The organism is Aestuariivita sp., from assembly GCF_021404545.1.
Lineage (GTDB): Bacteria > Pseudomonadota > Alphaproteobacteria > Rhodobacterales > Rhodobacteraceae > Aestuariivita.
This window is the reverse complement of record NZ_JAAWWD010000060.1, coordinates 118435-141516: the sequence shown is the minus strand read 5'-3', so window position 1 is coordinate 141516 and position 23082 is coordinate 118435. Positions and strand designations below refer to the sequence as shown.

Genomic DNA, 23082 nt, shown 5'->3' with positions numbered 1-23082 from the left:
CAGACAGGTAAAATGACAGATCTCTACACCTCCCAACGGGCCATGCGGCAGATGCGCAAACAGGCACTGCAACGTGGTGTCGTGGCCATTCTGGATGTGGGCAGTTCCAAGATCGCTTGCCTTGTGCTGCGCTTTGACGGGTCGGGCCGTCTCAGCGAAGATGGCGAGATCGGGTCGCTGGCCGGGCAATCGGGCTTTCGCGTTGTGGGTGCGGCAACCACGCGTTCGCGCGGGGTCCAGTTCGGCGAGGTCAACGCCATGTCCGAGACCGAGCGCGCCATTCGCACCGCCCTTCAGGCCGCGCAGAAGATGGCCGGGATCCGGGTCGATCATGTGATTGCGTGTTTTTCGGGAGCCGATCCGCGCTCTTACGGGCTCGACGCCCAGATAGAGGTCGAGGATCAGGTGGTCAGTGAACAGGATATCGCCCGTGTCCTGGCCTCCTGTGATGTGCCCGAATACGGCGCGGGCCGCGAGGTGCTGCATGCCCAGCCGGTTAATTTCGCGCTCGACCACCGATCGGGTTTGGCCGATCCGCGGGGCCAAGCGGGCCATGGCCTGTCGGTCGATATGCATATGCTGACCGTCGACGCCATGGCGGTCCAGAACCTGATCTATTGCATCAAGCGCTGCGATCTGGAGCTGGCGGGCATTGCGTCATCGGCCTATGTGGCCGGCATTGCCGCGCTGGTCGAGGACGAGCAGGAGCTGGGCGCGGCCTGCATTGATCTGGGTGGCGGGGCGACCGGCCTCTCGATCTTTATGAAGAAACATATGATCTATGCCGACAGCGTGCGGATGGGCGGCGATCATGTGACCGCCGATATCTCCATGGGGCTCGGCGTGCCGATGACCAAGGCGGAATGGATCAAGACCATGCATGGCGGGGTGCATGCCACGGGCATGGATGACCGCGAGATGATCGAGATCGGCGGCGAGACCGGCGATTGGGAACATGACCGCCGCACCGCCAGCCGGGCCGAGTTGATCGGTATCATGCGCCCTCGGGTCGAAGAGATCCTTGAGGAGGTGCGTGCGCGGCTCGATGCCGCCGGTTTCGACCACATGCCCTCACAGCAGATCGTGCTGACCGGTGGGGGCAGCCAGATCCCGGGCCTCGATATGTTGGCCAGCCGCATCCTGGGTCAGCAGGTGCGTTTGGGTCGGCCGCTGCGGGTGCATGGCCTGCCGCAGGCTGCGACGGGTCCGGGCTTTGCAAGTGCTGTGGGCTTAAGTCTTTTTGCGGCCTGTCCGCAGGACGAATGGTGGGATTTCGAGGTGCCAATCGATCGCTACTCGGCCCGCAGCTTTCGGCGCGCGGTCAAGTGGTTCCGCGACAATTGGTGAACGGGCAGGCGGTGCCTGCCGACAGCAATGGAAGGGTCAGGATCACAAAGACGCGGTGCGATGCAGATTGCCAGGTGACGCGGTGCGGGCGAATCTGCTAGGTTATCCACAGCGGCATTAAGACCGTATCTCCGGGCGGGCAGAGCAGTCTTCCCACGATTCGCATGACTTTTTCCGACCGATCCGGTGCGGGCCCCTCTTTTGCATGCCCGTCTATATGTGGCTATGCGCATGCTGCCGCAGGCAAGATTTTGCCAATCCTGCGACATGACGGGGGTAATCGATGCAAATCACCTATATTTTGGGGTTTTTTGGCGTTTTTTGCGTGACGCCGGCGTGACGCGGCAGTAGGATTGAGCCTGATAGGCAAGAAAACCCCGTGCAAAGAACGGGCAGCAGGAACAGGCGGACCAGTCACATGACATTGAATCTCTCGATGCCCGGTCAGGAAGAGCTCAAACCCCGGATCACGGTATTCGGCGTGGGTGGCGCGGGCGGCAACGCAGTCAACAACATGATCGAGAAGGAACTCGACGGGGTTGATTTTGTCACGGCCAATACCGACGCTCAGGCGCTTCAGCAGTCTCTGGCGCATTCCAAGATCCAGATGGGCGTCAAGGTGACCGAAGGGCTGGGTGCCGGAGCGCGCGCCACCGTGGGTGCCGCCGCCGCCGAGGAAAGCATCGAACAGATCGTCGATCATCTGGCGGGCAGCCATATGTGCTTTATCACCGCCGGCATGGGCGGAGGGACAGGCACCGGGGCGGCCCCGATCATCGCGCAGGCCGCGCGGGAGCTGGGCGTTTTGACCGTAGGGGTCGTGACCAAACCGTTCCAGTTCGAGGGCGCCAAGCGGATGCGTCAGGCCGAAGACGGTGTGGACGCGCTGCAAAAGGTCGTTGATACGCTGATCATCATTCCCAACCAGAACCTGTTCCGTCTGGCCAATGAAAAGACCACCTTTACCGAAGCCTTCTCGATGGCCGATGACGTGCTTTATCAAGGTGTTAAAGGCGTGACCGACCTGATGGTGCGCCCTGGTCTGATCAACCTCGATTTCGCCGATGTCCGCGCCGTGATGGACGAGATGGGCAAGGCGATGATGGGAACCGGCGAAGCCGATGGCGAAGACCGCGCCATCCAGGCCGCCGAAAAGGCCATCGCCAATCCGCTGCTGGACGAGATCTCGCTGCGGGGGGCCAAAGGCGTGCTCATCAACATCACAGGCGCGCATGATCTCACGCTCTTTGAGCTGGACGAGGCTGCAAACCGTATTCGCGAAGAAGTGGATCCAGAGGCCAATATCATCGTTGGATCGACCCTCGACACAGCGATGCAGGGCATGATGCGCGTCAGCGTCGTGGCAACCGGTATCGATGCCAGCGATGTCGACTCGGAAATCCCTGTGCCGCGCCGCAAGCTGAGCCAGCCCCTCACCTTGCCCCATGTGGCCGAGGAAACGGCGATCGAAGAGGCGCCGCGCGCCCCGCTCGAAGAGCCGGTGCAGACCGAACCGGCCGTGGCCGCCGAAGAGCCGATGCTTTTTGACAGCCTGCATGCGAAAGAGACGGCGCCGCAGGAGCGGGCAGGGGGTCTTTTCGAACCGGCCGCACAGGACGATGATCTGCCGCCACCCGCCTATCAGCCAGCCGCCGCTGAGTTTCAGCCGCAGCCGGACTTCACCGAGGAGCCGGTCGAGCCCGCCGCCGAGTTCGTCGCGCCACGCGCGCCAGCACCCGGCACGCCCTCCCCCGAGGCGCTGGAGCGTTTGCGCGCCGCCGCCGCACAGCGGACCCAACCGACGGCGGCTCAGCCCGCCGCATCCCAAGAGGTGCCGGGCGCCGAAAAACGGGGCTTTGGCATCAACTCGCTCATCAATCGGATGACCGGGCATGCGGCTGACACACCGGCGCCTGCTCCGCGTCAGCAACCGGTGGTGCGCCAGTCGGCCCCGCAGACCGGGGCCGCCGCACAGCCGAGCCAAGCCGAAGACACTGAACAGGATCGCATCGAAATCCCGGCATTCCTGCGCCGTCAAGCGAATTGAATCCGGTCACATTTCCACAGAAGAGGTCGCCGCATGGCGGCCTTTTTTGATTTAAATACAATGGCTTAATCTTGCGCCAGCAGGGTTTCGCCCACATGTTGCAGAAACATTTCAGACAGTTGCAAAGAGTGAGTTGAGCATTGTCAGCGCCCTCTTTAACCACGGTTACGAGGAACCATCTTTCACAGGCGTAAGGTGGAATAGGCAGGACAGCAGTGCAAAATACGATCAGATACCCAGTGACCTTTACCGGGGTCGGCCTGCATACCGGCAGGCCGGTACGGATGGTGATCCGTCCTGCATCCGCCGAACATGGGATCTGGTTCCGTCGTGCCGATATCGACACCGGCGACACCCTGATCCCCGCTGTGTGGAGCGCGTCGGAGCATTCGCCGCTTTGTACCAAGCTGGTAAACAACGCGGGCGTCTCGATCTCGACCGTTGAGCATCTGATGGCCGCCCTGGCGGGCTGCGGCGTGCATAACGCCATGATCGAGGTGGACGGGCCCGAAATCCCGATCCTTGACGGCTCGGCCGCGCCCTTCGTGCGCGCGATCATGGAAAAGGGCCTGCGCCAGCTTGCCTCGCCCGTACGGGCAATAGAGATCCTCAAGGATATCCGCGTAGAGCGCGACGGGGCAGAGGCGCGGCTTGCGCCCGCCAATACGCTCAAGATTGATTTCCATATCGACTTTGATGACGCGGCAATCGGACAACAGACAAAATCGCTGGTGCTGAACAATGGCACCTTTGCGCGGGAACTGTGTGACAGCCGAACCTTCTGCCGTCAGGCCGATGTGGAGGCGATGCGCGCCAACGGTCTGGCGCTGGGCGGAACACCCGGTGTGAATGCCGTGGTCTTTGATGGTGCGCGGGTAACCAGCCCGGGCGGGTTGCGCCATCGCGATGAACCTGTCCGCCACAAGATGCTGGACGCGCTGGGCGATCTCGCTCTGGCCGGCGGGCCTGTATTGGGCCAATATACCGGGCTGCGGGCGGGTCATACACTGACCAATCTGCTGCTCCGCAAGGTGTTTGCAACGCCCGGTGCGGCCCGGATGATCGTCTGTGACACCGCCACCACCGCGCGTCTACCGGGCGTCGGCCTGCATTGGGGCGAAATTCCCAAGGTCGCCTGATGGCCCGGGCGGTCTTGTCTGGCTGGACTGTCCTCTTGCTCCACTTAAGGCGTTTTGCACCGCAAATGAATGTGCTAGACCAAGGTCAAATTCAGGGCAGCAAGCCCGGTTTCTTGCGGTAGGGAATGGCACGGATGACAGGCAGCGCGTCAGCAGGCATGCGGGTGCACACAGTGATCAAACTGATGATCGCGGGATGTCTTATGATCGCATTGGCGGGATGCGGCGGAGGCGGTACGATCTTTGGCGGCCCTGGTGCGGACCGGGATCAGTCGTTGGAGGCCTTTACCCCCGAACAGATCTTTGAGCGCGGCGAGTTTGAGCTGTCGCGCGGGCGCACCGATGATGCGGCGTGGTATTTCTCCGAGATCGAGCGGCTCTATCCCTATTCCAGCTGGGCCCGCCGGGCGCTGATCATGCAGGCCTTCTCGTACCATGTCGGGCAGGATTACCCCAACTCGCGCTCGGCCGCGCAGCGGTTCATTGACTTTTACCCCGCCGATGAGGATGCGGCCTATGCCCAGTATCTGCTGGCGCTCAGCTATTACGACCAGATCGACGAGGTGGGCCGCGACCAGGGGCTGACTTTCCAGGCGCTTCAGGCGCTGCGGGCCGTGATCGAACGCTATCCGGAAAGCGAATATGCCGACAGCTCGATCCTGAAATTCGATCTGGCCTTTGATCATCTGGCGGGCAAAGAGATGGAGATCGGCCGCTATTACCTGCGCCGGGATCATTTCACCGCTGCGATCAATCGGTTCCGCGTGGTGGTCGAGGACTTCCAGACCACCTCCCACACCGCCGAAGCCTTGCACCGCCTGGTCGAGGCATATCTGTCGCTGGGTCTTACGGATGAGGCGCAGACAGCCGGTGCGATTCTGGGCCACAACTACCGCGCGACCGAGTGGTACGAGGACAGTTTCCGCCTGTTGACCGGACGTGGGCTGGAACCCCGCGCACGGGGCAACAACTGGCTTTCGCAGATTTATCGCCAGACCCTTAAAGGCGAGTGGTTGTAAGCGCGGTGCCGGCTCGCACGGCACCCTACGGATAGACCGGATGTTACGGGCGCTTGAAATCAGGGATATGCTGATCATCGACCGGCTGGAGCTTGAGCTTCGGCCTGGTCTGAATGTGCTGACCGGTGAGACGGGCGCGGGCAAATCCATCCTGCTGGATTCCCTGGGCTTCGTTCTGGGTTGGCGAGGCCGGGCGGAACTGGTGCGCCAGGGGGCGGAACAGGGGGAGGTTGTGGCGGTCTTTGAGCTGCCCGCCGCGCATCCCGCCCGTGCGGTTCTGCAAGATGCGGGTCTGCCTGCGGGCGACGAGTTGATCCTGCGCCGTATCAACACCTCCGATGGCCGCAAGACGGCCTGGATCAATGATCGCCGCGCCAGTGGCGAGGTGCTCAGAGCGCTTTCGGATGTGCTGGTTGAACTGCACGGCCAGCATGATGATCGCGGTCTTTTGAACCCGCGCGGTCACCGTGCGCTGCTGGATGCCTTTGGCGGCTATGGTGCGACCCAGACCCTGGTGCGACGCGCCTGGACAGGTTTGACCGATGCGCGCAAGGCCTTGACCGCGCTGCAAGAGGAGGTTGCCGCTGCCCGTGCGGAGGAGGATTTTCTGCGCCATGCGGTGGCCGAGCTGGACGGGCTTGATCCGCAACCGGGCGAGGAGGCCAGCCTCGACACGCGCCGCCGCAGGATGCAGGGCGCCGAACGCATTCGGGACGACATCGCGCGCGCGCATCAGCTGCTGGGGCCGGAGGCGGCTGAAGGGGCGCTTGGCGACGCGGCCCGTTGGCTTGACGGTGTGATGGATCAGGCGGGCGAGGCGTTGACTGCCCCCATGGCGGCGCTGTCGCGCGCGCTGGTAGAGCTGGGCGAGGCGCAGGCCGGCGTCGAAGATGTCCTGCACAGTCTCGAGTTCAATCCCGCAGACCTGGAAGAGGCCGAGGAGCGGCTCTTTGCCATCCGGGCGCTGGCACGCAAACACGGCGTGGCCCCGGACGATCTGAACGGCTTTGCCGAGGGCTTGCGCACCCGGCTCGCGGCGCTCGATGCAGGAGATGCTGAACTGGGTACGCTTGAACAGGCGCTGCGCGATGCGCAAGCGGCCTATGACACGGCGGCGGCGGCGCTGAGCTTGGCTCGCGCCAAGGCCGCCACGCGGCTCGACAAGGCGGTGATGGCCGAGCTTGCGCCGCTGAAAATGGACCGCGCCGCCTTCGAGACGCTGATCGACCCTGCCGATCCGGGACCCGATGGCCGGGACATGGTTACTTTCACGGTGGCCACCAATCCCGGCGCGCCTGCCGGACCGCTGGGCAAGATCGCATCGGGCGGCGAGCTGAGCCGTTTTTTGTTGGCGCTCAAGGTCTGCCTGACCGGGACCGAGAGCGGGCGCACGCTGATCTTTGACGAGATTGACCGGGGTGTGGGCGGTGCAACCGCCGACGCGGTGGGTCGGAGGCTGGCGGATCTGGCGCGGACGGGCCAGGTTCTGGTCGTCACCCATTCGCCGCAGGTGGCCGCGCGCGGCGCGCATCACTGGCGGGTGGAGAAACGGGTGCGCCAGGGGGTCACCCTGTCCACCGTCACGCCCCTGCCCGCGCCCGAGCGTGTGGACGAGATCGCGCGCATGTTGGCAGGCGATACTGTGACGGAAGAGGCCCGCGCTGCGGCGCGTGCCTTGCTTGAGGCCTGAGGCCGCGCGGGTTTGGGGGCGCTGCCCCCGGCCTGCGGCCTCCCCCGCCGGTATTTTTCAAGAGAAGAAGGGGCGCGGGCGCCTTTCTGCGTGTTGCCGGTTCTCCAGATCGGACAGCCCCTGTCGTTTGCATCCGGGCTGCAAACTTTGCCGGTAGATTTCAGGCCGCTCGCATCTCTTTGAACCAAAACGGGGTTTTATGTAACCGCGCACTCCCCTAGACATACGGGAAACGACGCCAAAGGCGGGGCAATGGCCCGGAACCGATCCATTCTGTCGCAACAGCTCGACCAGGCGGTGACCGCCTGTCAGGATGGCTGGCGCGTGCTGCGCCATCGCGGCCCTTCGCAGGTGCAGTTCTGGTTCATCGCGCTGGCCATCGGGATCGCGGCGGGCACGGCGGCTCTGTTTTTCCGCAAGGGGATCGAGGCGCTTCAGGCATTTCTCTACGGCACTGACGACGTCCATTATATCCATAGCTTTGCAGAGTCGCTGCCGTGGTACTGGATCCTGATCATCCCGGTGATCGGTGGTCTGGTGGTGGGGCTGATCCTGCACCGGTTCACCCCGGATGCGCGGGTGCGGTCGGTGGCGGATGTGATCGAGGGGGCTGCACTGCATGACGGCCGGGTCGAGACGCGGGCAGGCGTTGCCTCGGCCCTGGCCTCGCTGATCACGCTGTCATCGGGTGGTTCATCCGGTCGGGAGGGGCCGGTTGTCCATCTGGCCGGGGTGCTTTCGACCAAGATCTCGCGCTGGATCAAGGCGGATGGCATCACCGGTCGGGATCTTTTGGGCTGCGCCGTGGCGGCGGCAGTGTCCGCAAGTTTCAATGCCCCCATCGCCGGCGCGCTTTTTGCGTTGGAAGTGGTGCTGCGCCATTTCGCGGTGCATGCCTTTGCGCCCATCGCCATCGCGGCAGCGGCGGGCACGGTGATCAACCGGCTGGAATATGGCGATGTGACCGAGTTCACTTTGGCCGAGCCCGGTGCCCTGCAATTCTATGTGGAGCTGCCGGCCTTTTTGCTGCTGGGACTTCTGTCGGGGTTTGTCGCCGTCGCCCTGATGAAATCCATCTTCTTTGCCGAGGATATGGCAAATCACATTCAGGACCGCACGGGCATCCCGCGCTGGCTGCGCCCGGCGATCGCGGGGCTTTTGCTGGGGGCGCTGGCGATCTGGTTTCCCCATATCATCGGGGTGGGGTACGAGACGACCTCGCTGGCGTTGACAGGCCAGCTTGCCCTGCATGAAGCGGTGGTGTTCTGCATGCTCAAAGTGGTGGCGGTGGCCATCACCATCGGGGGCCGCATGGGCGGCGGCGTGTTTTCCCCCTCGCTGATGGTGGGGGCGCTCTCGGGTCTGGCGTTTGGCTTGGTTGCGACGTCGCTTTTTCCGGATGTGTCAGGCTCTTATACGCTTTATGCACTGGCAGGGATGGGGGCGGTGGCCGCGGCCGTCCTGGGCGCGCCGATCTCGACCACGCTGATCGTGTTCGAGCTGACCGGTGACTGGCAGACCGGTCTTGCGGTGATGGTGTCGGTGTCGCTTTCGACCGCGCTGGCATCGCGCCTGGTCAACCGGTCGTTCTTTCTCACCCAGATCGAGCGGCGCGGCATTCACCTGGCCGCCGGGCCGCAGGCCTATCTTCTGGCGATGTTCCGCGTTTCGGGCGTGATGCGCGCGCCGGACGATCCGCGTGCGGCACCGGTCACCGAATGCTGGGACATGATTGCCGAGGGCATCTATATCGATGCCGGCGCCACACTGGAAATCGCGATGCCGGTCTTTGATCGGGCGGGCGTTTCGTTCATCCCCGTGGTGACCCTGACGGGCGAACACGCGGCCCCGGAATTGCAGGGCGCGCTCTTTCAGGTCGACGCACTCAAAGCCTATAATCGCGCGCTTGCCGCAACCGCCGCCGAGGAGCATTCATGAGTATTGGAAACAATAGATCGAATCGGATACGACTGTTTCCATAAATCTGCGAAATGCCAAAGTATTAACATATAGTTAACAAAATTACTTTACGCGCCATTGTCGCCCCATCTAATCTTGGTTGAGAAGCAAGCTGCTGAAATATGGGGGAAATTGTATGTGGTGGGCATTGGCGCTGCTGCCGTTGGTTGCGGTCTGGGCGATTGTTGAGAGTGATGACGATGACGATGGCGCGACCAGTGAGCCGCCCCCCGAACCGACACCGACGCAAGCGACAGAGGGGGACGACACCCTTCTTGGCACCGGCGCGCCGGATTTGCTGAACGGTCTGGCCGGGAACGACACGATCAACGGCTTTGCTGGCGATGACCGCATCGTTGGCGGGCCAGGGGACGATGTCGGACGGGGTGCTGGTGGCGACGATACACTCAACGGATGGGCCGGAGACGATACGCTGGGCGGCGGTCCCGGCGCGGACCGGATCGATGGCGGTTGGGGCGACGACAGCCTGAATGGCCATGGCGGCGAAGACCTGATCGAAGGCAACAATGGCGCGGATTTCGCGAATGGCGGCCTTGGCAACGACGTGGTCAGGGGGGGATCTGGCGCGGATCTGCTGTTTGGCGGCGGTGATGACGATACGCTGAGCGGTGGCAACGGGGCGGATACGCTGAACGGGGGCGATGGCGACGACAGCCTGCGCGGCGGTGCCGGCGATGACGCGCTCAACGGTGGCGCCGGGGCCGATACGCTGGAAGGCGGCCTGGGCGATGACATTATCAATACCGGCGAAAGGGATGGGGAAGACCCTGGCGACGATGATGCCAACATTACCGATATTGCCCGTGGCGGGGATGGCAACGACTCCCTCTTTGGCGCGGAAGGCGATGACCAGCTCTTTGGCGATGCGGGCGATGACACTCTGGTGGCCGGGTTCGGTGATTTCGTGCTTGAGGGTGGCGAGGGCGACGACGTCCTGCGTGCTGACGACACCGGCAGCCACGTGATGCGGGGGGGTGCTGGCAATGACGCGATCAGCGGTGTGATCAACAACGGCTCCGAGCCGGATTTCTTCGTCTCCCGTCTTGAAGGCGGCGAGGGGGATGACACGATCACAGCCGGTCTGTCGGACGTGATGGCCGGGGGCGAAGGGCTCGACACCTTCCAGGCCTCGGGCATTCTCGATCGGCCCGATCAGGCCTCCACGATTGAAGATCTGACGCTGGGTGCTGACACCGAAAGCAGCGAGCAGGTGCTGCTGACGTTCTTGAACGGCGATCCGATCCCGGCCACGGATATTGCGGCCAACCTCACCTTGCTCGATAACGCGGATGGATCGACCAGCGTGGTTTACAACGAAGATGAGGTTCTGGTGCTCGAAGGGATCACCGCAGCCGAGCTGTCCGATACCTCCCTGTGGCTGGCCAACACGCGCCTGCCCGCAACCTAAAGCCTTGGGTGTGAGCGGGTCTCAGACCCGCTCCACCGTGACCTGATCGCTGGCATAAAACGCCAGATGATCGCGGATTTCGGCGACGTCGTCCTTTGGATCCTCATAGCTCCAGACCGCGTTTTCCACCGTGCCGGATTTGTTGACGATGGAAAAATAGGTGGCATCGCCCTTGTGCGGGCAATGGGTGACCTTGTCGGTGCGATCCAGAAACGCCATGGCGATATCGGCGCGCGGGAAATAGATCACCGGGGGATAGTCGCCCTCGCTCAGCTCCAGCACATTGCGGCTTTCGCCCAGGACGGCGCCGCCGGACCGCACGGTCCAGAGGTCGTCTGTCTTGCGAATACGAATATGATCAGCCATGGCGTGGGATCCTCCCTTGGGGTGTTGTGCTGTCTCTTGCCCGCGCCATGTGACACGCACATGCCGGATGGGTCGGTCCATCAGATCGGGGCAGAGGCCGCATCCAACCACATCTGCGCGGCCTTGCCCAGCCGTGGCCCGACTTTTTCCCGAACCTGCGCGTGATAACCGTTCAGCCAGTCGATCTCAGCCCGGCTCATTGCCCCCGGCAGGATCAGCCGCCGGTCCAGCGGCACGAAGGTCAGCGTGCGCCAGGCCAGCATCGCGCGATGGGCGTCTCCGGTCTTGGGTGGTTCGGCCTCCTCCACGACGACCAGGTTTTCCAGGCGGATACCAAAGGCGCCCTCGCGGTAATACCCGGGCTCGTTCGACAGGATCATGCCGGGCTCAAGCGGGACATGGCTGATCCGGCTCAGGCGTTGCGGTCCCTCATGGACGTTGAGATAGGCGCCCACACCATGGCCCAGCCCGTGATCGAAATCCTGATGCGCCAGCCACAGCGGCATCCGTCCCGCCATTTCGATATCGCGCCCGGCCAGCCCCTTGGGCCAGCGCAGGCGGCTCATCGCGATCATCCCTTGCAACACACGGGTGTAGCAGGCTTTTTCCTCTTCCCCCACATCGCCGATAGCAATGGTGCGGGTGATATCGGTGGTGCCGTCCAGATATTGCCCACCACTGTCGAGCACCAGAAGATGACCATCTTCCAATCGGCTGTCGGTCTCTTCGGTCACGCGGTAATGCATGATCGCGCCGTTGGGGCCGGTGCCGCTGATCGTGTCGAAGGAGATGTCCTGAAGCGCATTGTCGCGCCGCCGCAGCTCCTCCAGGCGGCGCACCACATCCGTTTCCGTGATCGTGCCGGGGTTTTGCTCATCCAGCCAGGCCAGAAGCTCGATCATCGCCATGGCATCGCGCAGATGCGCTTCGGCCATGCCCGCGATTTCCGTTGGATTCTTGCGCGCTTTGGGCAGCGCACAGGGATCTCTGTCAAGCACCGGCTCGGCACAGGCCTTCCACAGGGCATAAGGCACCGTATCGCGATCCATCAGGACAGGGCCTTGCAGAGCGGCCACCTGATCACCCAGGGTTTCGGGGTGAGCGACGGTGACATCCGCACCCAGGTGATCGCGCAACCCGACAAGCTTTTCTTGATGCGCGAACAGGGTGACCGCGCCGTCATCGTGCAGGATGCCAAAGCCCTGCATGACCGGATTGCGGCCCACATCCGCGCCCCGGATATTCAACAGCCAGGCCAGACTGTCGGGCAGGGTGATTACCGCCGCGATGACCTTGCGCGCGCGCAGATCCTCGGCCAGCCGCGCACGCTTGGCTTCATGGCTTTCGCCCGCGAATTCCAGCGGATGGATCTTGGCGGCCGCCAGCGCGGGGCCGGGTTGATTCACCCAGATCCGGTCGACCGGATTGTCCGCAACCGCCACCAGTTCCACCGCGCTGCCCTCAAGGGCTTCGCGCGCCTGAGCCACTTGCGATTGCGACATCAGCCAGGGATCAAACCCGATACGGCCACCTGTCGGCAATTGCTCGCGCAGCCAGGCGGCAAGGCTCACCTCGGGCCAGTGCACCGGCGTGAAATGCGACAGCGCCACTTGCGCCTTGACCTGCGTGCGATAGCGCCCGTCGATGAACACTCCGGCAGAGGCCGCCAGAGCCACGCAAAACCCTGCTGAGCCGGTAAATCCGGTCAGCCAGGACAAACGCTCATCACGCGGCGCGACATATTCGCCCTGATGCGCATCCGCGCGCGGCACGATGAACCCATCCAGCCCCTGAGCGACCAACGCGGCTCGCAGAGCCTCCAGCCGGGGCGGGCCCTGATCGGGTCGCGCGGTAATGTCGAATGTCTGGAACATGAGCGGGCCGCCTTTTTCTTAAGGAGTGCAGAAACTGGATCGCGGTCCTGCAAAAGTCCAGAGCGGCCAGCGTCTTTTCCGCCTCGGCAGCCAAACACGCCTCAGACCGCAGTTTCAGGCCAGAGCCGCGCGGGCCGGCTGCGTCGCGCCAAAGCTCTAAGAGATGCCATGCCTGCCATTCCCAGCGAGGAATGGGTGCCCCAGCGGGTCGCGCTGCAAACGTCTCACACCGTTCGTTCAGAGCTCAGCTTGCGTTGCGGATCCCCATCACCCGCGCCCGCGCGCGCGGATCGGTATCAAAGAGCGCGGCAAGCTGCTCGGTCATCGCACCGGCCAATTGCTCAACATCGGTGATCGTGACCGCACGGTCGTAATACCGTGTCACATCATGCCCGATACCGATGGCCAGAAGCTCCACGATCTTGCGTTTTTCGACCATCGCGATCACATCGCGCAGGTGTTTTTCAAGGTAATTGGCGGGGTTCACCGACAGGGTTGAATCGTCCACCGGTGCACCATCGGAGATCACCATCAGGATCTTGCGCTGCTCGCGCCGCGCCAACATCCGCCGATGCGCCCATTCCAGCGCCTCGCCGTCGATATTTTCCTTCAAGAGCCCCTCTTTCATCATCAGCCCCAGATTGGGCCGGGTCCGGCGCCAGGGCGCGTCCGCGGATTTATAGATGATGTGCCGCAGATCGTTGAGCCGACCGGGCACCTGTGGCCGCCCCTCGTTCAGCCAGGCCTCGCGCGCCTGACCACCCTTCCAGGCGCGGGTGGTAAAGCCCAGGATTTCGACCTTCACATCGCACCGCTCCAGCGTGCGCGCCAGCACATCCGCGCAGATCGCAGCAATAGAGATCGGCCGCCCGCGCATCGAGCCGGAATTGTCCAACAGCAGCGTCACGATCGTGTCGCGAAACTCGGTGTCCTTCTCGACCTTGAAGCTCAGCGGCGTGGTGGGGTTGGCCACCACCCGCGCCAGACGGCCCGCGTCCAGAATACCTTCCTCTCGGTCGAACTCCCAGCTGCGGTTCTGCTGCGCCTGCAAGCGGCGCTGCAATTTGTTGGCCAGCCGCGACACCGCGCCCTTCAAAGGCTCCAACTGCTGATCGAGATAGGCGCGCAGCCGTTCCAACTCGACCGGATCAGCCAGATCCTCGGCTCCGATTTCTTCATCATGTTCGGCGTTATAGACCTTGTAGTCGGGGTCGGCTTCGGACACGGGCTGCGGGGCAGGGGGGTCCAGCGGCGCCTCGCCCTCGGGCATTTCGGCCTCCTCGCCCATCTCCTGGTCGGCCATCTCATCCATCGAGACCTGGGCCTGTGCCGCGTCCTGCTGATCCTCCTGGGTCTGCTCGGGGTTCGCCTCGGCGTCCTCTTCCTCACTGTCATCCGACCCGGTGCTGTCGGGGTCCTGCTCCTCCTCGGCACTGTCCTCAGCGCCTTCGTCCTGCTCGTCGTCCAGCTCATCGGGGTCGTCGCCCAGCTGATCGCCATAGCCCAGATCCGAGATGACCTGCCGGGCAAAGCGGGCAAATTCCGACTGATCCGACAGGATCTCATCGAGGTTTTCCAGCGTGCCGCCCGCCTGTTCCTCGATAAAGCCGCGCCAGAGGTCCATCACATTCTGCGCCCCCCCGGGCAAATCGCGCCCCGTCGCCAGATGCCGGATGAGATAGCCCGCGGCCACAGCCAGCGGCGCCTCGGCCGATTCCTTGACCTGGTCGTATCCGCGCCGCATCGCCTCATGGCCGATCTTGACGTCGATATTGCCCGCGGTGCCGGGCATGTCGCGCGCGCCCATCGCTTCGCAGCGCGCCGTTTCCATCGCCTCGTAAAGATCGCGCGCCATTTCGCCTTGAGGGGCGAATTTGTCATGGGTTCCGATGTCATGGTATTTGTGCTGCAAGGCCAGCGCATCCGCCGTGCCGCGTGCCAACAGAACCTCGTCGCGGCTCATCCGGCGCGACACCTGAGGCAGGCGCATCGCATCCCCCGACAGGCCCGATGGATCCACCGAATAGCTGACCGTCAACTCAGGGTCGTCGGCCATGACCTTTGTGGCTTCGGCCAGCGCCTTCTTGAACGGATCGGCGGGGTTGTCGTTGGGTTTGGTCATATCCAGCCTTCTCAAAGATCGTCGAGGGACATTCGCCCCATGGCGAGCCGCGCCAGCACATCCACATGAACATCCAGCGCATCAATGACCCTATACCCCGGATCATGCCCGTCAAACACAAGGTTGAGGTCGGTGCCGGCCAGCACCACCGCCTCCGCACCCTGATCCGTCACCAGGCGGCGCCCTGCCTGCTGAAAGAACGGCGCATCGCCCGAAGCGGCCTCGCCCCGAATGGCGAGATCCTGATAGGCCGTACCAACCGTGTCCAGGTCCTCATCGGGCACCACGGCGCGGGTCCGTTGCAACTGACCGTAAAGCCGCGTACGCATAACTCGCGCCGTGCCCAAAAGGCCCACTGTCCCAAGGTCTTCTCGCTGAAAATACGCATCCAGAGGTGTAACAGCACTCACCAGCGGCAGGGATGACAGCGATACGGTCTCGTCAAAACAGAAATGCCCGCCCAGCGAGGTAATGGCCGCGCAATCGGCACCGGCATCGCGCAGCCGGTCGATCAGCCGTGCATAGATCTCGGCCTGGGCGCGGCGGTCGTCCGCCAGACTGTTTGTCAGCAGATCGGCGACCTGAGCGTGGACAACGGTCAACTCCAGCGGCCCCTCCACAGCGCGCGACAGACGCTGGTAATAGGCCAGCGCCGCAGCCACACCGATGCCGCCGATCAACCCGATATGAAGACGCTTGTTCATTCGCCTGTCATGCCGGTGTCACCCCAGCGCGTCAAGGAACTCCGTGCAGGTTTTCCGGTCCGCGTTGAAAAGGCCCGACCGCGCGGTGCGCGGCGGGTTCAGCGGGCCGAAGGCAACCATATAGGAGGTGACGAAATCGCGCCCCGTCGCCTCTGTCCCGGTCAGACGGGCCAGCGGCAGATCCGTCAGAAACGCAAAAAGGTCGAGGTTGCGCAGACCCATCGCCTGGGCCAGTTGGCGGCGTACCTGCATGGCGCGAAAAAACCCCTGACATCGCTGCCCGATCGCAGCCTCCGACATCGGCGGAAATGTCGCTGCAATGGGGGTCAGCCTGTTGTCGTCTATCTCCAGAAGGGCCACCGAAGGTGTCCCGGCCGTGGCTGTTGCCGCCCATGACACGAGCGTGACCACAGCCGCAAGTGCAGTCTTGCGCATGTCGCTATCCTTGTACCCGGGGCTGCATCGACCAGGTCTTGGGCATGGTGGCGCGAACACAGCCGTCTTCCCTTGCGCGGAATCCTACGCATCCCAGCGCATCGGCGCAATCCCGCCGAAGGGTTTGACGCAGCGTTCTGTGGTTGCCGTGCGAAAGGTGACGGCTCAGCTTTGCCGCAGGCGGTCACACCAGTTGATGCGCCGCCCGCCGTCATAGGGCACGGCCAGCCCTTGAGAGATCATGATCTGTGCCAGATCGCGGCCATCAAGGCGCATGCGGACCAGAAGGCGATCATACCTGTCCTTGCCCTCCATCTCGACAGCGATCATTTGCGCTGTGCGCAGGCGCTGTTCAAGATAGACCGTCGCGCTCCGGCCCAGGTGCAGCTCGGCCGTACATCCGGGGCGGAAGGTCTCTGGCGTGTCGTATCCGGTGAGCCGCACCGATCCGCCGCGACCAGTGTTGCAGACCATCTTGACGGTATCCCCGTCAACGACCTCGACAATGTCACAGACCGAATTGTCGCGCGTCGGGATCCCGGCAATCGTCCGCAGACCCGTCTGCGAGGTGCATCCGGCAAGGCAGAGGCAGGCCGCGATCAGCGCGCCTGCGAAGCGTATCAGATCAGTGCCGCGCTCGCCGCGCTTTCGGGCAGTTCCTCGTCAAAGCAGCGTTGATAGAACTCCGCCACGGTCTGGCGTTCCAGCTCATCGCATTTGTTCAGGAACGACAGGCGGAAGGAATAACCGACATTGCGGAAAATCTCGGCGTTCTGCGCCCAGGTGATGACCGTTCGCGGGCTCATCACGGTCGAAAGATCGCCGTTCATAAAGGCCGTGCGCGTCAAGTCGGCCAAAGTCACCATCTGGCTGACTGTCTTGCGCCCTTTCTCGGTGTTGTAATGCGGCGCCTTGGCCAGAACGATGGCCACCTCCGCATCGTGGCTGAGATAGTTCAGCGTGGCCACCAGCGACCAGCGGTCCATCTGGGCCTGGTTGATCTGCTGGGTGCCGTGATAAAGGCCCGTCGTGTCGCCCAGACCCACGGTATTGGCCGTGGCGAAGAGGCGGAAATAGGGGTTCGGCGTGATGATCTCGTTCTGATCGAGCAGGGTGAGCTTGCCGTCATGCTCCAGCACGCGCTGGATGACGAACATCACGTCGGCGCGGCCGGCATCGTATTCGTCGAACACGATGGCGCAGGGGTTGCGCAAGGCCCAAGGCAGGATACCCTCGTGAAATTCGGTCACCTGCTTGCCATCGCGCAGCTTGATCGCGTCCTTGCCGATCAGATCGATCCGCGAAATGTGGCTGTCGAGGTTCACCCGCACCGTCGGCCAGTTCAGCCGTGCCGCAACCTGCTCGATATGGGTGGATTTTCCGGTCCCGTGATAGCCTTGGATCATGACCCGGCGGTTGCGGGCGAACCCCGCCAGGATGGCCAGCGTCGTTTCGGGATCGAATTTATAGGTATGATCCAGCTCGGGCACCCGTTCTGTCCGCTCGCCGAAGCTGCGCACCGTCATGTCGGTGTCGATACCAAACACCTCGCGGACCGAAACCTCTTCGGTCGGTTTGGCAGTCATCTCGATTGCGCCGTCAGCCATGGAACAGTTCCTTTCATTTCCACCCGGTGGTGGAGCGATCCGTCAACCCGCCCGTCGTGCAACATATTGGGCAAGCGTGCAAGAGGAAGGGTTGGTTTTTCGCGCCCTTGGCACCGGCGCGACCAGCCCGCGAAAACAGCCAGAATTTGACACAAATTCTGCCCCGCCCGGTGACCAACCGGCGGGGTCATTTTCTGTGTCAGAAAATGACCAGATTGTGTGTCACAATCTGGAGCAGGGTCATTCCTTGAAACTGCGGCTGACCTTGATCTGATCCCAGGCCCAGACCACCAGTTGCAGCTGCTCTTCCTGGCTGCGATCGCCGCCGTTCATATCCGGATGCAGCACTTTGATGAGCTTCTTATACGCTTTGCGAATATCGGTCTTGGTCCAGATATCCTCGGCCTCCAGGATCTCCAATGCGCGCCGCTCCGTCGGGGGCAGTTTGCGCCCGCCGCCCGCAGCTCCACGTCCGGGGTTCTTGGTGGCGTTGCCGCCAAGGACCTGATGCGGGTCTTCGATCCCCAGCCGCGCCCAGGCGCGCGCCTCGGGATCTCCCATCGGTTTGGTCTGACGCTCCCAGACCTTGTCCTTGGATTGCTGGGCGTTGATCTCCGCCTCGGTCACGCCATCGAAGAAGTTCCATTTTTGATTGTACTCCCGCACATGCTGCTGGCAGAACCACAGGAAATCATCCAGAACGTCCGGGGCCTTAGGCGCACGGTACTTGCCGGCCTCCTGGCATCCCGCGTGATCGCAGATCCGGGTCGAGGTCTCGGACGCGCCCGACATCCCCCGCCGCCCACGCGGATTTTTCTTTTTGGCCGAAGAGACGGACATGTCAAATCCAAAGGGATCACTTTTGCTCATCAGGCATCTCCTTCCGGCTGCTCGGCCACATGCTCTTTTCGACTCGGACGGGTGAGTTTAGTCTGTCCCGCAAAAGATAGAAGAGGGCGCGCGTGAAATTTTTGCCGCACCCCGTCCCCCAGAAAGGTTCGACATGACCGTTACCCAGGAAATCACCCAGAAACTGCAAACCGCCTTTGACCCGCGCGAGCTGGAGGTTGTCGATGACAGCGAAAGCCACCGGGGTCATGCGGGGTTTCAGGAAGGCGGAGAAAGCCACTTCAATGTGCGTATTCGGTCCGCGGCCTTCAAGGGCCAGTCGCGCATTGCCCGCCATCGGGCGGTACACACCGCGCTGGGGGCCGATCTGGTGGGGCGGATCCATGCGTTGGCCCTCGATATCAGCGATTGATCATTGCGCGGGGCGGTCGGATTGACCGGACTCGACCTCGGTGGTGCCGTCCTTCCGGGTGGCTTCCGCGCGCGCCCTCAGCGCTGCCGTCATACCCGAGACGTCGCTTAACTCCTCCACGCCGTTGTCTTTGAGAATGCGCTCCGCACCAGAGGCGGGGCGCAACGGCGGTGGGGCACGCCGCGCGGCCTCTTGCGGTGGCGTGGTTGTCGCGGATGTGCCCGACTGTTCGGCCGCCGCCAGATCCTCCGGTGCCTCCGCTTTCGCCACCGCGGGCTCTGCATCCATCACGCGGGGCTGAAAATCCGCGAGGATCCCGGCCTTGTCACGGCGAAAGACCAGAATATTGCGCCAGTTCGTGGTCGAGCCGGTCAGCCCCTGACGCTCGTCGCTGGGCAGCATATCGGCACGCTGATACTCCCAGCCATCCGCCGCCATCCGGTTCATCAGGCTCTCAATGGCATGGGCAAAGCGCGCCTCGGGCGACTTCAGGCCCTTTGCCTTTTCGCCCTTGCTGGGGGCGGGGATGACTTTGTACTCAAATTCAGGCATGGCCTCACTCCGCTGATGCGCCGCGCATCATAGCGGTGGCCGCGCGCAGGGGCCAGAGGGCTCATCGCCGGGGGATGCCAATCCGCCGACCGGCGCGGTCCGGGCGCGGCAATCCGCTGTGCTGCTTGAGGATTGCGCGCATTTTCTGTGCCACATCGGCGGGCATGGGCGCGACCTTTGGTCCGCTCATGTCGATATGCAGGCCCAGACCTTCGCCTGTGGCCGACAGCCAGCCGTCCTCGTGATGAAGTTCCTGAAAGAAATGAAACCGCTTTTCGTCCATATCCAGCAGCTGTGAGGTGACATAGACGGGGTCGCCCTCTTTCAGTTCTCTGAGGTAGCAGACATGAAACTCGGCCGAAAACGTCGAAAACCCCCGTTTGGCGGGATAGTCCGGTGTGATCCCGAATTCGGCAAAAAGATCGTCGGCCCCGCGATCAAAGAGGACGTTGTAGTAGGCCATGTTCAGATGACCGTTGAAGTCGATCCAGTCCGGCTGAACCGTCATTCGGCGTGAGCGATGGGGGGCAGTCAAGGAGCGGCTCCTTTTGTGGTCGTTTTTGGGGACGGGTTATGCGCGCCAGCAACCGGGGTACCGTAGGGCGGGACTTGTCCCGCCGCCCCTTTCCGAACCCGCACGGCGGGACAAGTCCCGCCCTACGCCAGTTTCCTCGCCACGATCTCATTCACGGCTTTGGGGTTTGCCTTGCCGCCAGTGGCCTTCATTACCTGGCCCACGAACCAACCGGCGAGCTTGGGGTTTTCACGCGCCTTTTCGACCTGCGCGGGGTTTTCCGCGATGACCTTGTCGACTGCCGCCTCAATCGCGCCGGTGTCGGTGACCTGCTTCATACCGCGTTCCTCGACGATCCGGGCAGGAATGCCGCCGTCGGTATACACAATCTCAAAAAGATCCTTGGCGATCTTGCCCGAGATATCGCCCTTCGCGATCAGATCCACGATCCCGCCAAGCTGCGCGGGCGAGACCGGGCTTTCGGAGATACCGTGATCCTCTTTCTTGAGCCGTCCGAACAGCTCGTTGATTACCCAGTTCGCGGCCATCTTGCCATCGCGCCCTGCCGCGACCTCCTCGAAATAGGCCGCCGATTCCACATCCGCCGTCAGCACCGAGGCATCATAGTCGGTCAGACCAAACTCTTTGATGAACCGGGCCTTCTTTTCATCGGGCAGCTCGGGCAGCGACGCCGCGATGGTATCGACCCAGGCCTGTTCGATCTCCAGCGGCAAAAGATCGGGATCGGGGAAATAGCGATAATCATGCGCCTCTTCCTTGGAGCGCATGGAGCGTGTCTCTCCCTTGTCGGGATCGTATAGGCGGGTTTCCTGTTCGACCTTGCCTCCGGCCTCGACAATCGCGATCTGGCGGCGCGCCTCGACCTCGATTGCCTGCTGGATGAAGCGCATGGAGTTCATGTTCTTGATCTCACAGCGGGTGCCAAGATGAGAGAAGTCCTGCGTTTCCTGATAGGCCTCGTAGGCGCCCGGCAGGCAGATCGACACGTTCACATCCGCGCGCATACTGCCGTTCTGCATATTGCCGTCGCAGGTCCCCAGATAGAGCAGGATCTGGCGCAGCTTGGCGAGATAGGCGGCCGCTTCCTCCGGGCCCCGGATATCGGGGCGCGAGACGATCTCCATCAGCGCCACACCGGTGCGGTTGAGATCGACGAAGGACATGTTGGGGTCCATGTCGTGAATGGACTTGCCCGCATCCTGTTCGAGGTGAATGCGCTCGATCCGTACCAGCCGCGCGATGCCTTCGCCCATCTCGACCAGCACTTCGCCCTCGCCGACAATCGGCTGATAAAGCTGGGAAATCTGATAGCCCTGCGGCAGGTCCGGGTAGAAATAATTCTTGCGGTCAAATGCGCTGAGCAGGTTGATCTCGGCCTTAAGGCCCAGCCCGGTGCGCACCGCCTGTTCCACGCAGAATTCGTTGATCACCGGCAGCATACCGGGCATGGCCGCGTCCACGAAGGCGACGTTGGAATTGGGCTCGGCGCCGAATTGGGTGGAGGCGCCGGAAAAGAGCTTGGCGTTGGAGGAGACCTGGGCATGCACCTCCATGCCGATCACCAGCTCCCAATCGTGCTTGGCCCCGGCAATGGTTCTTACGGTCGGCGTTTCATAAGTCAGATCGAGCATGGGCAGGCCTCGTGCGCTGAGCGTTTGGCCTGCGTTCTAGGCCAGCGACCGCGCGCGGGCAAGAGGGTCAGGCGGTGATCTGCAAGCCCTCGGGGGTAAAGACAACCTGCCTGCCGCGCGCGATCTCGTCCTGGAAGAGGTCCGCCAGGACCCGCAGCGCCCGCGCCTGCCCATGCGCGGCGAACCGGCTCAGCGACGTGACCGGGGCCGCGTTGTCAAAACCCTCGGCGGCATGCGCCCAGACCAACGGATGCAACTCGGTCATGTGATCGCGGATCACCCAATCGGCACAGGCGCCGATCTGTGCGGCGGCCGCATGAACGGACCGGTGCGCGCCAAGTGCTATGGCGCAATATGCCGCCAGCAGATTGGCCGTGCCCTGATCCCGGCGCCGTGCCAGAATGGCACGCAGCCCGTCGATAAAGAAATCCGGATCGACCCTGGCACAGGCCTCGGCGTCGATGGCAATCGCGTCGAACATCACCCAGGTATACCCTGCGTCACCCCAGACATCCTGCGTACGCGCTGCGATGCGTCGGGCCTCCAGCTCCAACTGATCATAATCGCCGAACCAGCGTGGCAACAGGTGGTTGCCCATTGCACGCATATGCCGCTCATTATGTGGATCGAGGTCGATCAGCTCCTCATAGTCCCGGGTGATCTGCGCACGCGGGTCGCGCAGGCCCGGCAACAGCGCGCAGCGCGCCGCGGCCAGCGACGGGCTGTTCAATGCCGCCCCCCGAAATCCGCTCAGGATAACGCCCGCGCGCTCAAAATGCGCGGCAAAGGAGGCGCGGCGATGACGCGGCGTTGCGATTTCGGGGGCTGAGCCGCGCCAGGCCCAGCCGATGTCGATATGGGCATGCGCCACGGTCAATGCGATGGCGGGATCATTGCCGTGCTCTTCCAGCACCGCCTCCAGCCCGCCGATGCCCGACAAAAGCGCAGGGTTGCCTGGCGCGACCCCCTCCTCAATCGCGTGTTCAGCGGCGGCCACCACGTCAGATCGGGCGCCAAAGGTCAACAGATCGGTGACCGGCATCCCGCCTGGGGTCTTGGATCGCGCGGCATCCGCCATACGGATCTTGGCGGACAGATCACACCAGCGGTCCTGACGCGCAAGAAACTGTCCAAGGCTGCGCAGCCGGGTGCATTCGTCATCATCCGCGGTCGTATCGCGCACCGGAATATGCAAAAGCCGCTTGTCGGTCGGGGGGGTGTCCGCCTTGCCCAAAAGGAGAGGCGGCGCTTCTGGCGCGTCGGTGGGGTGCATTTTGATGCGCGACCAACGTTTCATGCGTCGCGCAAACTGTCCGAATCTGGTGCCTTCGTCCATCATGATCTGCCCGCTCGTATCGTTACATG

Annotated in this window: 20 protein-coding genes; 8 read left to right on the top strand and 12 right to left on the bottom strand. The window is 63.1% G+C overall.

Translation table 11 applies throughout. The features are described 5' to 3' along the window. The first annotated feature begins 12 nt into the window (after window positions 1–12). The 7 genes from ftsA (at window position 13) to HEP69_RS18290 (ending at window position 10630) form a co-directional block, all read left to right on the top strand. The gene (gene ftsA, locus HEP69_RS18320; protein WP_290559939.1) at window positions 13–1347 is read left to right on the top strand and encodes a cell division protein FtsA; all 1335 of its coding nucleotides are present in this window, start codon (window positions 13–15) and stop codon (window positions 1345–1347) included. A gap of 418 nt (window positions 1348–1765) precedes the next feature. After that, on the top strand, window positions 1766–3394 hold the full coding sequence (gene ftsZ, locus HEP69_RS18315) for a cell division protein FtsZ (protein ID WP_290559938.1): 1629 nt from the start codon (window positions 1766–1768) through the stop codon (window positions 3392–3394). Between the two features lie 215 nt (window positions 3395–3609). Further along, window positions 3610–4533, top strand: a complete 924-nt coding sequence (gene lpxC / locus HEP69_RS18310; RefSeq protein WP_290559937.1) for a UDP-3-O-acyl-N-acetylglucosamine deacetylase — start codon at window positions 3610–3612, stop codon at window positions 4531–4533. A 134-nt stretch (window positions 4534–4667) separates the two neighbouring features. Further along, complete coding sequence (locus HEP69_RS18305) at window positions 4668–5552, top strand: outer membrane protein assembly factor BamD (protein ID WP_290559936.1); 885 nt, start codon at window positions 4668–4670, stop codon at window positions 5550–5552. A 40-nt stretch (window positions 5553–5592) separates the two neighbouring features. Then, entirely contained in the window at window positions 5593–7242 is a 1650-nt protein-coding gene (gene recN / locus HEP69_RS18300; protein WP_290559935.1) for a DNA repair protein RecN, read from the top strand. Between the two features lie 252 nt (window positions 7243–7494). After that, window positions 7495–9180, top strand: a complete 1686-nt coding sequence (locus tag HEP69_RS18295; RefSeq protein WP_290559934.1) for a chloride channel protein — start codon at window positions 7495–7497, stop codon at window positions 9178–9180. 157 nt (window positions 9181–9337) lie between these two features. Further along, window positions 9338–10630, top strand: coding sequence for a calcium-binding protein (locus tag HEP69_RS18290; RefSeq protein WP_290559933.1), 1293 nt, complete (start codon window positions 9338–9340; stop codon window positions 10628–10630). Between the two features lie 21 nt (window positions 10631–10651). Here the strand turns inward: HEP69_RS18290 and HEP69_RS18285 are convergent, their stop codons facing one another. From HEP69_RS18285 to HEP69_RS18250, 8 genes are all read right to left on the bottom strand, one after another. After that, entirely contained in the window at window positions 10652–10996 is a 345-nt protein-coding gene (locus HEP69_RS18285; RefSeq protein WP_290559932.1) for a DUF427 domain-containing protein, read from the bottom strand. An 80-nt stretch (window positions 10997–11076) separates the two neighbouring features. Further along, on the bottom strand, window positions 11077–12870 hold the full coding sequence (locus tag HEP69_RS18280) for an aminopeptidase P family protein (protein ID WP_290559931.1): 1794 nt from the start codon (window positions 12868–12870) through the stop codon (window positions 11077–11079). 244 nt (window positions 12871–13114) lie between these two features. After that, window positions 13115–14992: a cobaltochelatase subunit CobT gene (gene cobT / locus HEP69_RS18275; RefSeq protein WP_290559930.1), complete on the bottom strand. Its 1878-nt coding sequence runs from the start codon at window positions 14990–14992 to the stop codon at window positions 13115–13117. 11 nt (window positions 14993–15003) lie between these two features. Further along, the gene (locus HEP69_RS18270; RefSeq protein ID WP_290559929.1) at window positions 15004–15696 is read right to left on the bottom strand and encodes an aspartate/glutamate racemase family protein; all 693 of its coding nucleotides are present in this window, start codon (window positions 15694–15696) and stop codon (window positions 15004–15006) included. Between the two features lie 18 nt (window positions 15697–15714). Beyond that, window positions 15715–16131 carry a hypothetical protein gene (locus tag HEP69_RS18265; RefSeq protein WP_290559928.1) on the bottom strand — a complete coding sequence of 139 codons (417 nt, stop codon included), beginning with the start codon at window positions 16129–16131 and terminating at the stop codon, window positions 15715–15717. 165 nt (window positions 16132–16296) lie between these two features. Next, complete coding sequence (locus HEP69_RS18260) at window positions 16297–16605, bottom strand: thermonuclease family protein (RefSeq protein WP_290559927.1); 309 nt, start codon at window positions 16603–16605, stop codon at window positions 16297–16299. A gap of 146 nt (window positions 16606–16751) precedes the next feature. Continuing rightward, window positions 16752–17738 (bottom strand): cobaltochelatase subunit CobS, encoded by a 987-nt coding sequence (gene cobS, locus HEP69_RS18255; protein ID WP_290559926.1) that lies wholly within the window; start codon window positions 17736–17738, stop codon window positions 16752–16754. A gap of 240 nt (window positions 17739–17978) precedes the next feature. After that, window positions 17979–18608, bottom strand: coding sequence for a J domain-containing protein (locus tag HEP69_RS18250; protein ID WP_290559925.1), 630 nt, complete (start codon window positions 18606–18608; stop codon window positions 17979–17981). Between the two features lie 133 nt (window positions 18609–18741). On the opposite strand from HEP69_RS18250, the gene HEP69_RS18245 reads away from it, so the two are divergent. Then, complete coding sequence (locus HEP69_RS18245; RefSeq protein ID WP_290559924.1) at window positions 18742–18999, top strand: BolA family protein; 258 nt, start codon at window positions 18742–18744, stop codon at window positions 18997–18999. Here the strand turns inward: HEP69_RS18245 and HEP69_RS18240 are convergent, their stop codons facing one another. The 4 genes from HEP69_RS18240 to HEP69_RS18225 all read right to left on the bottom strand — a co-directional run bounded on the left by HEP69_RS18240 (window position 19000) and on the right by HEP69_RS18225 (window position 23014). Then, the gene (locus tag HEP69_RS18240; protein WP_290559923.1) at window positions 19000–19551 is read right to left on the bottom strand and encodes a DUF4177 domain-containing protein; all 552 of its coding nucleotides are present in this window, start codon (window positions 19549–19551) and stop codon (window positions 19000–19002) included. 61 nt (window positions 19552–19612) lie between these two features. Continuing rightward, entirely contained in the window at window positions 19613–20059 is a 447-nt protein-coding gene (locus HEP69_RS18235) for a thioesterase family protein (RefSeq protein ID WP_290559979.1), read from the bottom strand. 149 nt (window positions 20060–20208) lie between these two features. Further along, entirely contained in the window at window positions 20209–21717 is a 1509-nt protein-coding gene (gatB, locus tag HEP69_RS18230) for an Asp-tRNA(Asn)/Glu-tRNA(Gln) amidotransferase subunit GatB (protein WP_290559922.1), read from the bottom strand. 67 nt (window positions 21718–21784) lie between these two features. After that, entirely contained in the window at window positions 21785–23014 is a 1230-nt protein-coding gene (locus HEP69_RS18225) for a hypothetical protein (protein WP_290559921.1), read from the bottom strand. Between the last annotated feature and the right edge of the window lie 68 nt (window positions 23015–23082).

Bases quoted from the DNA above. Each gene is read 5' to 3' on its own strand.
- ftsA (WP_290559939.1), top strand. From the start codon at position 13: ATGACAGATCTCTACACCTCCCAACGGGCCATGCGGCAGATGCGCAAA.
- ftsZ (WP_290559938.1), top strand. From the start codon at position 1,766: ATGACATTGAATCTCTCGATGCCCGGTCAGGAAGAGCTCAAACCCCGG.
- HEP69_RS18305 (WP_290559936.1), top strand. From the start codon at position 4,668: ATGACAGGCAGCGCGTCAGCAGGCATGCGGGTGCACACAGTGATCAAA.
- recN (WP_290559935.1), top strand. From the start codon at position 5,593: ATGTTACGGGCGCTTGAAATCAGGGATATGCTGATCATCGACCGGCTG.
- HEP69_RS18295 (WP_290559934.1), top strand. From the start codon at position 7,495: ATGGCCCGGAACCGATCCATTCTGTCGCAACAGCTCGACCAGGCGGTG.
- HEP69_RS18290 (WP_290559933.1), top strand. From the start codon at position 9,338: ATGTGGTGGGCATTGGCGCTGCTGCCGTTGGTTGCGGTCTGGGCGATT.
- HEP69_RS18285 (WP_290559932.1), bottom strand. From the start codon at position 10,996: ATGGCTGATCATATTCGTATTCGCAAGACAGACGACCTCTGGACCGTG.
- HEP69_RS18280 (WP_290559931.1), bottom strand. From the start codon at position 12,870: ATGTTCCAGACATTCGACATTACCGCGCGACCCGATCAGGGCCCGCCC.
- cobT (WP_290559930.1), bottom strand. From the start codon at position 14,992: ATGACCAAACCCAACGACAACCCCGCCGATCCGTTCAAGAAGGCGCTG.
- HEP69_RS18270 (WP_290559929.1), bottom strand. From the start codon at position 15,696: ATGAACAAGCGTCTTCATATCGGGTTGATCGGCGGCATCGGTGTGGCT.
- HEP69_RS18265 (WP_290559928.1), bottom strand. From the start codon at position 16,131: ATGCGCAAGACTGCACTTGCGGCTGTGGTCACGCTCGTGTCATGGGCG.
- HEP69_RS18260 (WP_290559927.1), bottom strand. From the start codon at position 16,605: ATGGTCTGCAACACTGGTCGCGGCGGATCGGTGCGGCTCACCGGATAC.
- cobS (WP_290559926.1), bottom strand. From the start codon at position 17,738: ATGGCTGACGGCGCAATCGAGATGACTGCCAAACCGACCGAAGAGGTT.
- HEP69_RS18250 (WP_290559925.1), bottom strand. From the start codon at position 18,608: ATGAGCAAAAGTGATCCCTTTGGATTTGACATGTCCGTCTCTTCGGCC.
- HEP69_RS18245 (WP_290559924.1), top strand. From the start codon at position 18,742: ATGACCGTTACCCAGGAAATCACCCAGAAACTGCAAACCGCCTTTGAC.
- HEP69_RS18240 (WP_290559923.1), bottom strand. From the start codon at position 19,551: ATGCCTGAATTTGAGTACAAAGTCATCCCCGCCCCCAGCAAGGGCGAA.
- HEP69_RS18235 (WP_290559979.1), bottom strand. From the start codon at position 20,059: ATGACGGTTCAGCCGGACTGGATCGACTTCAACGGTCATCTGAACATG.
- gatB (WP_290559922.1), bottom strand. From the start codon at position 21,717: ATGCTCGATCTGACTTATGAAACGCCGACCGTAAGAACCATTGCCGGG.
- HEP69_RS18225 (WP_290559921.1), bottom strand. From the start codon at position 23,014: ATGAAACGTTGGTCGCGCATCAAAATGCACCCCACCGACGCGCCAGAA.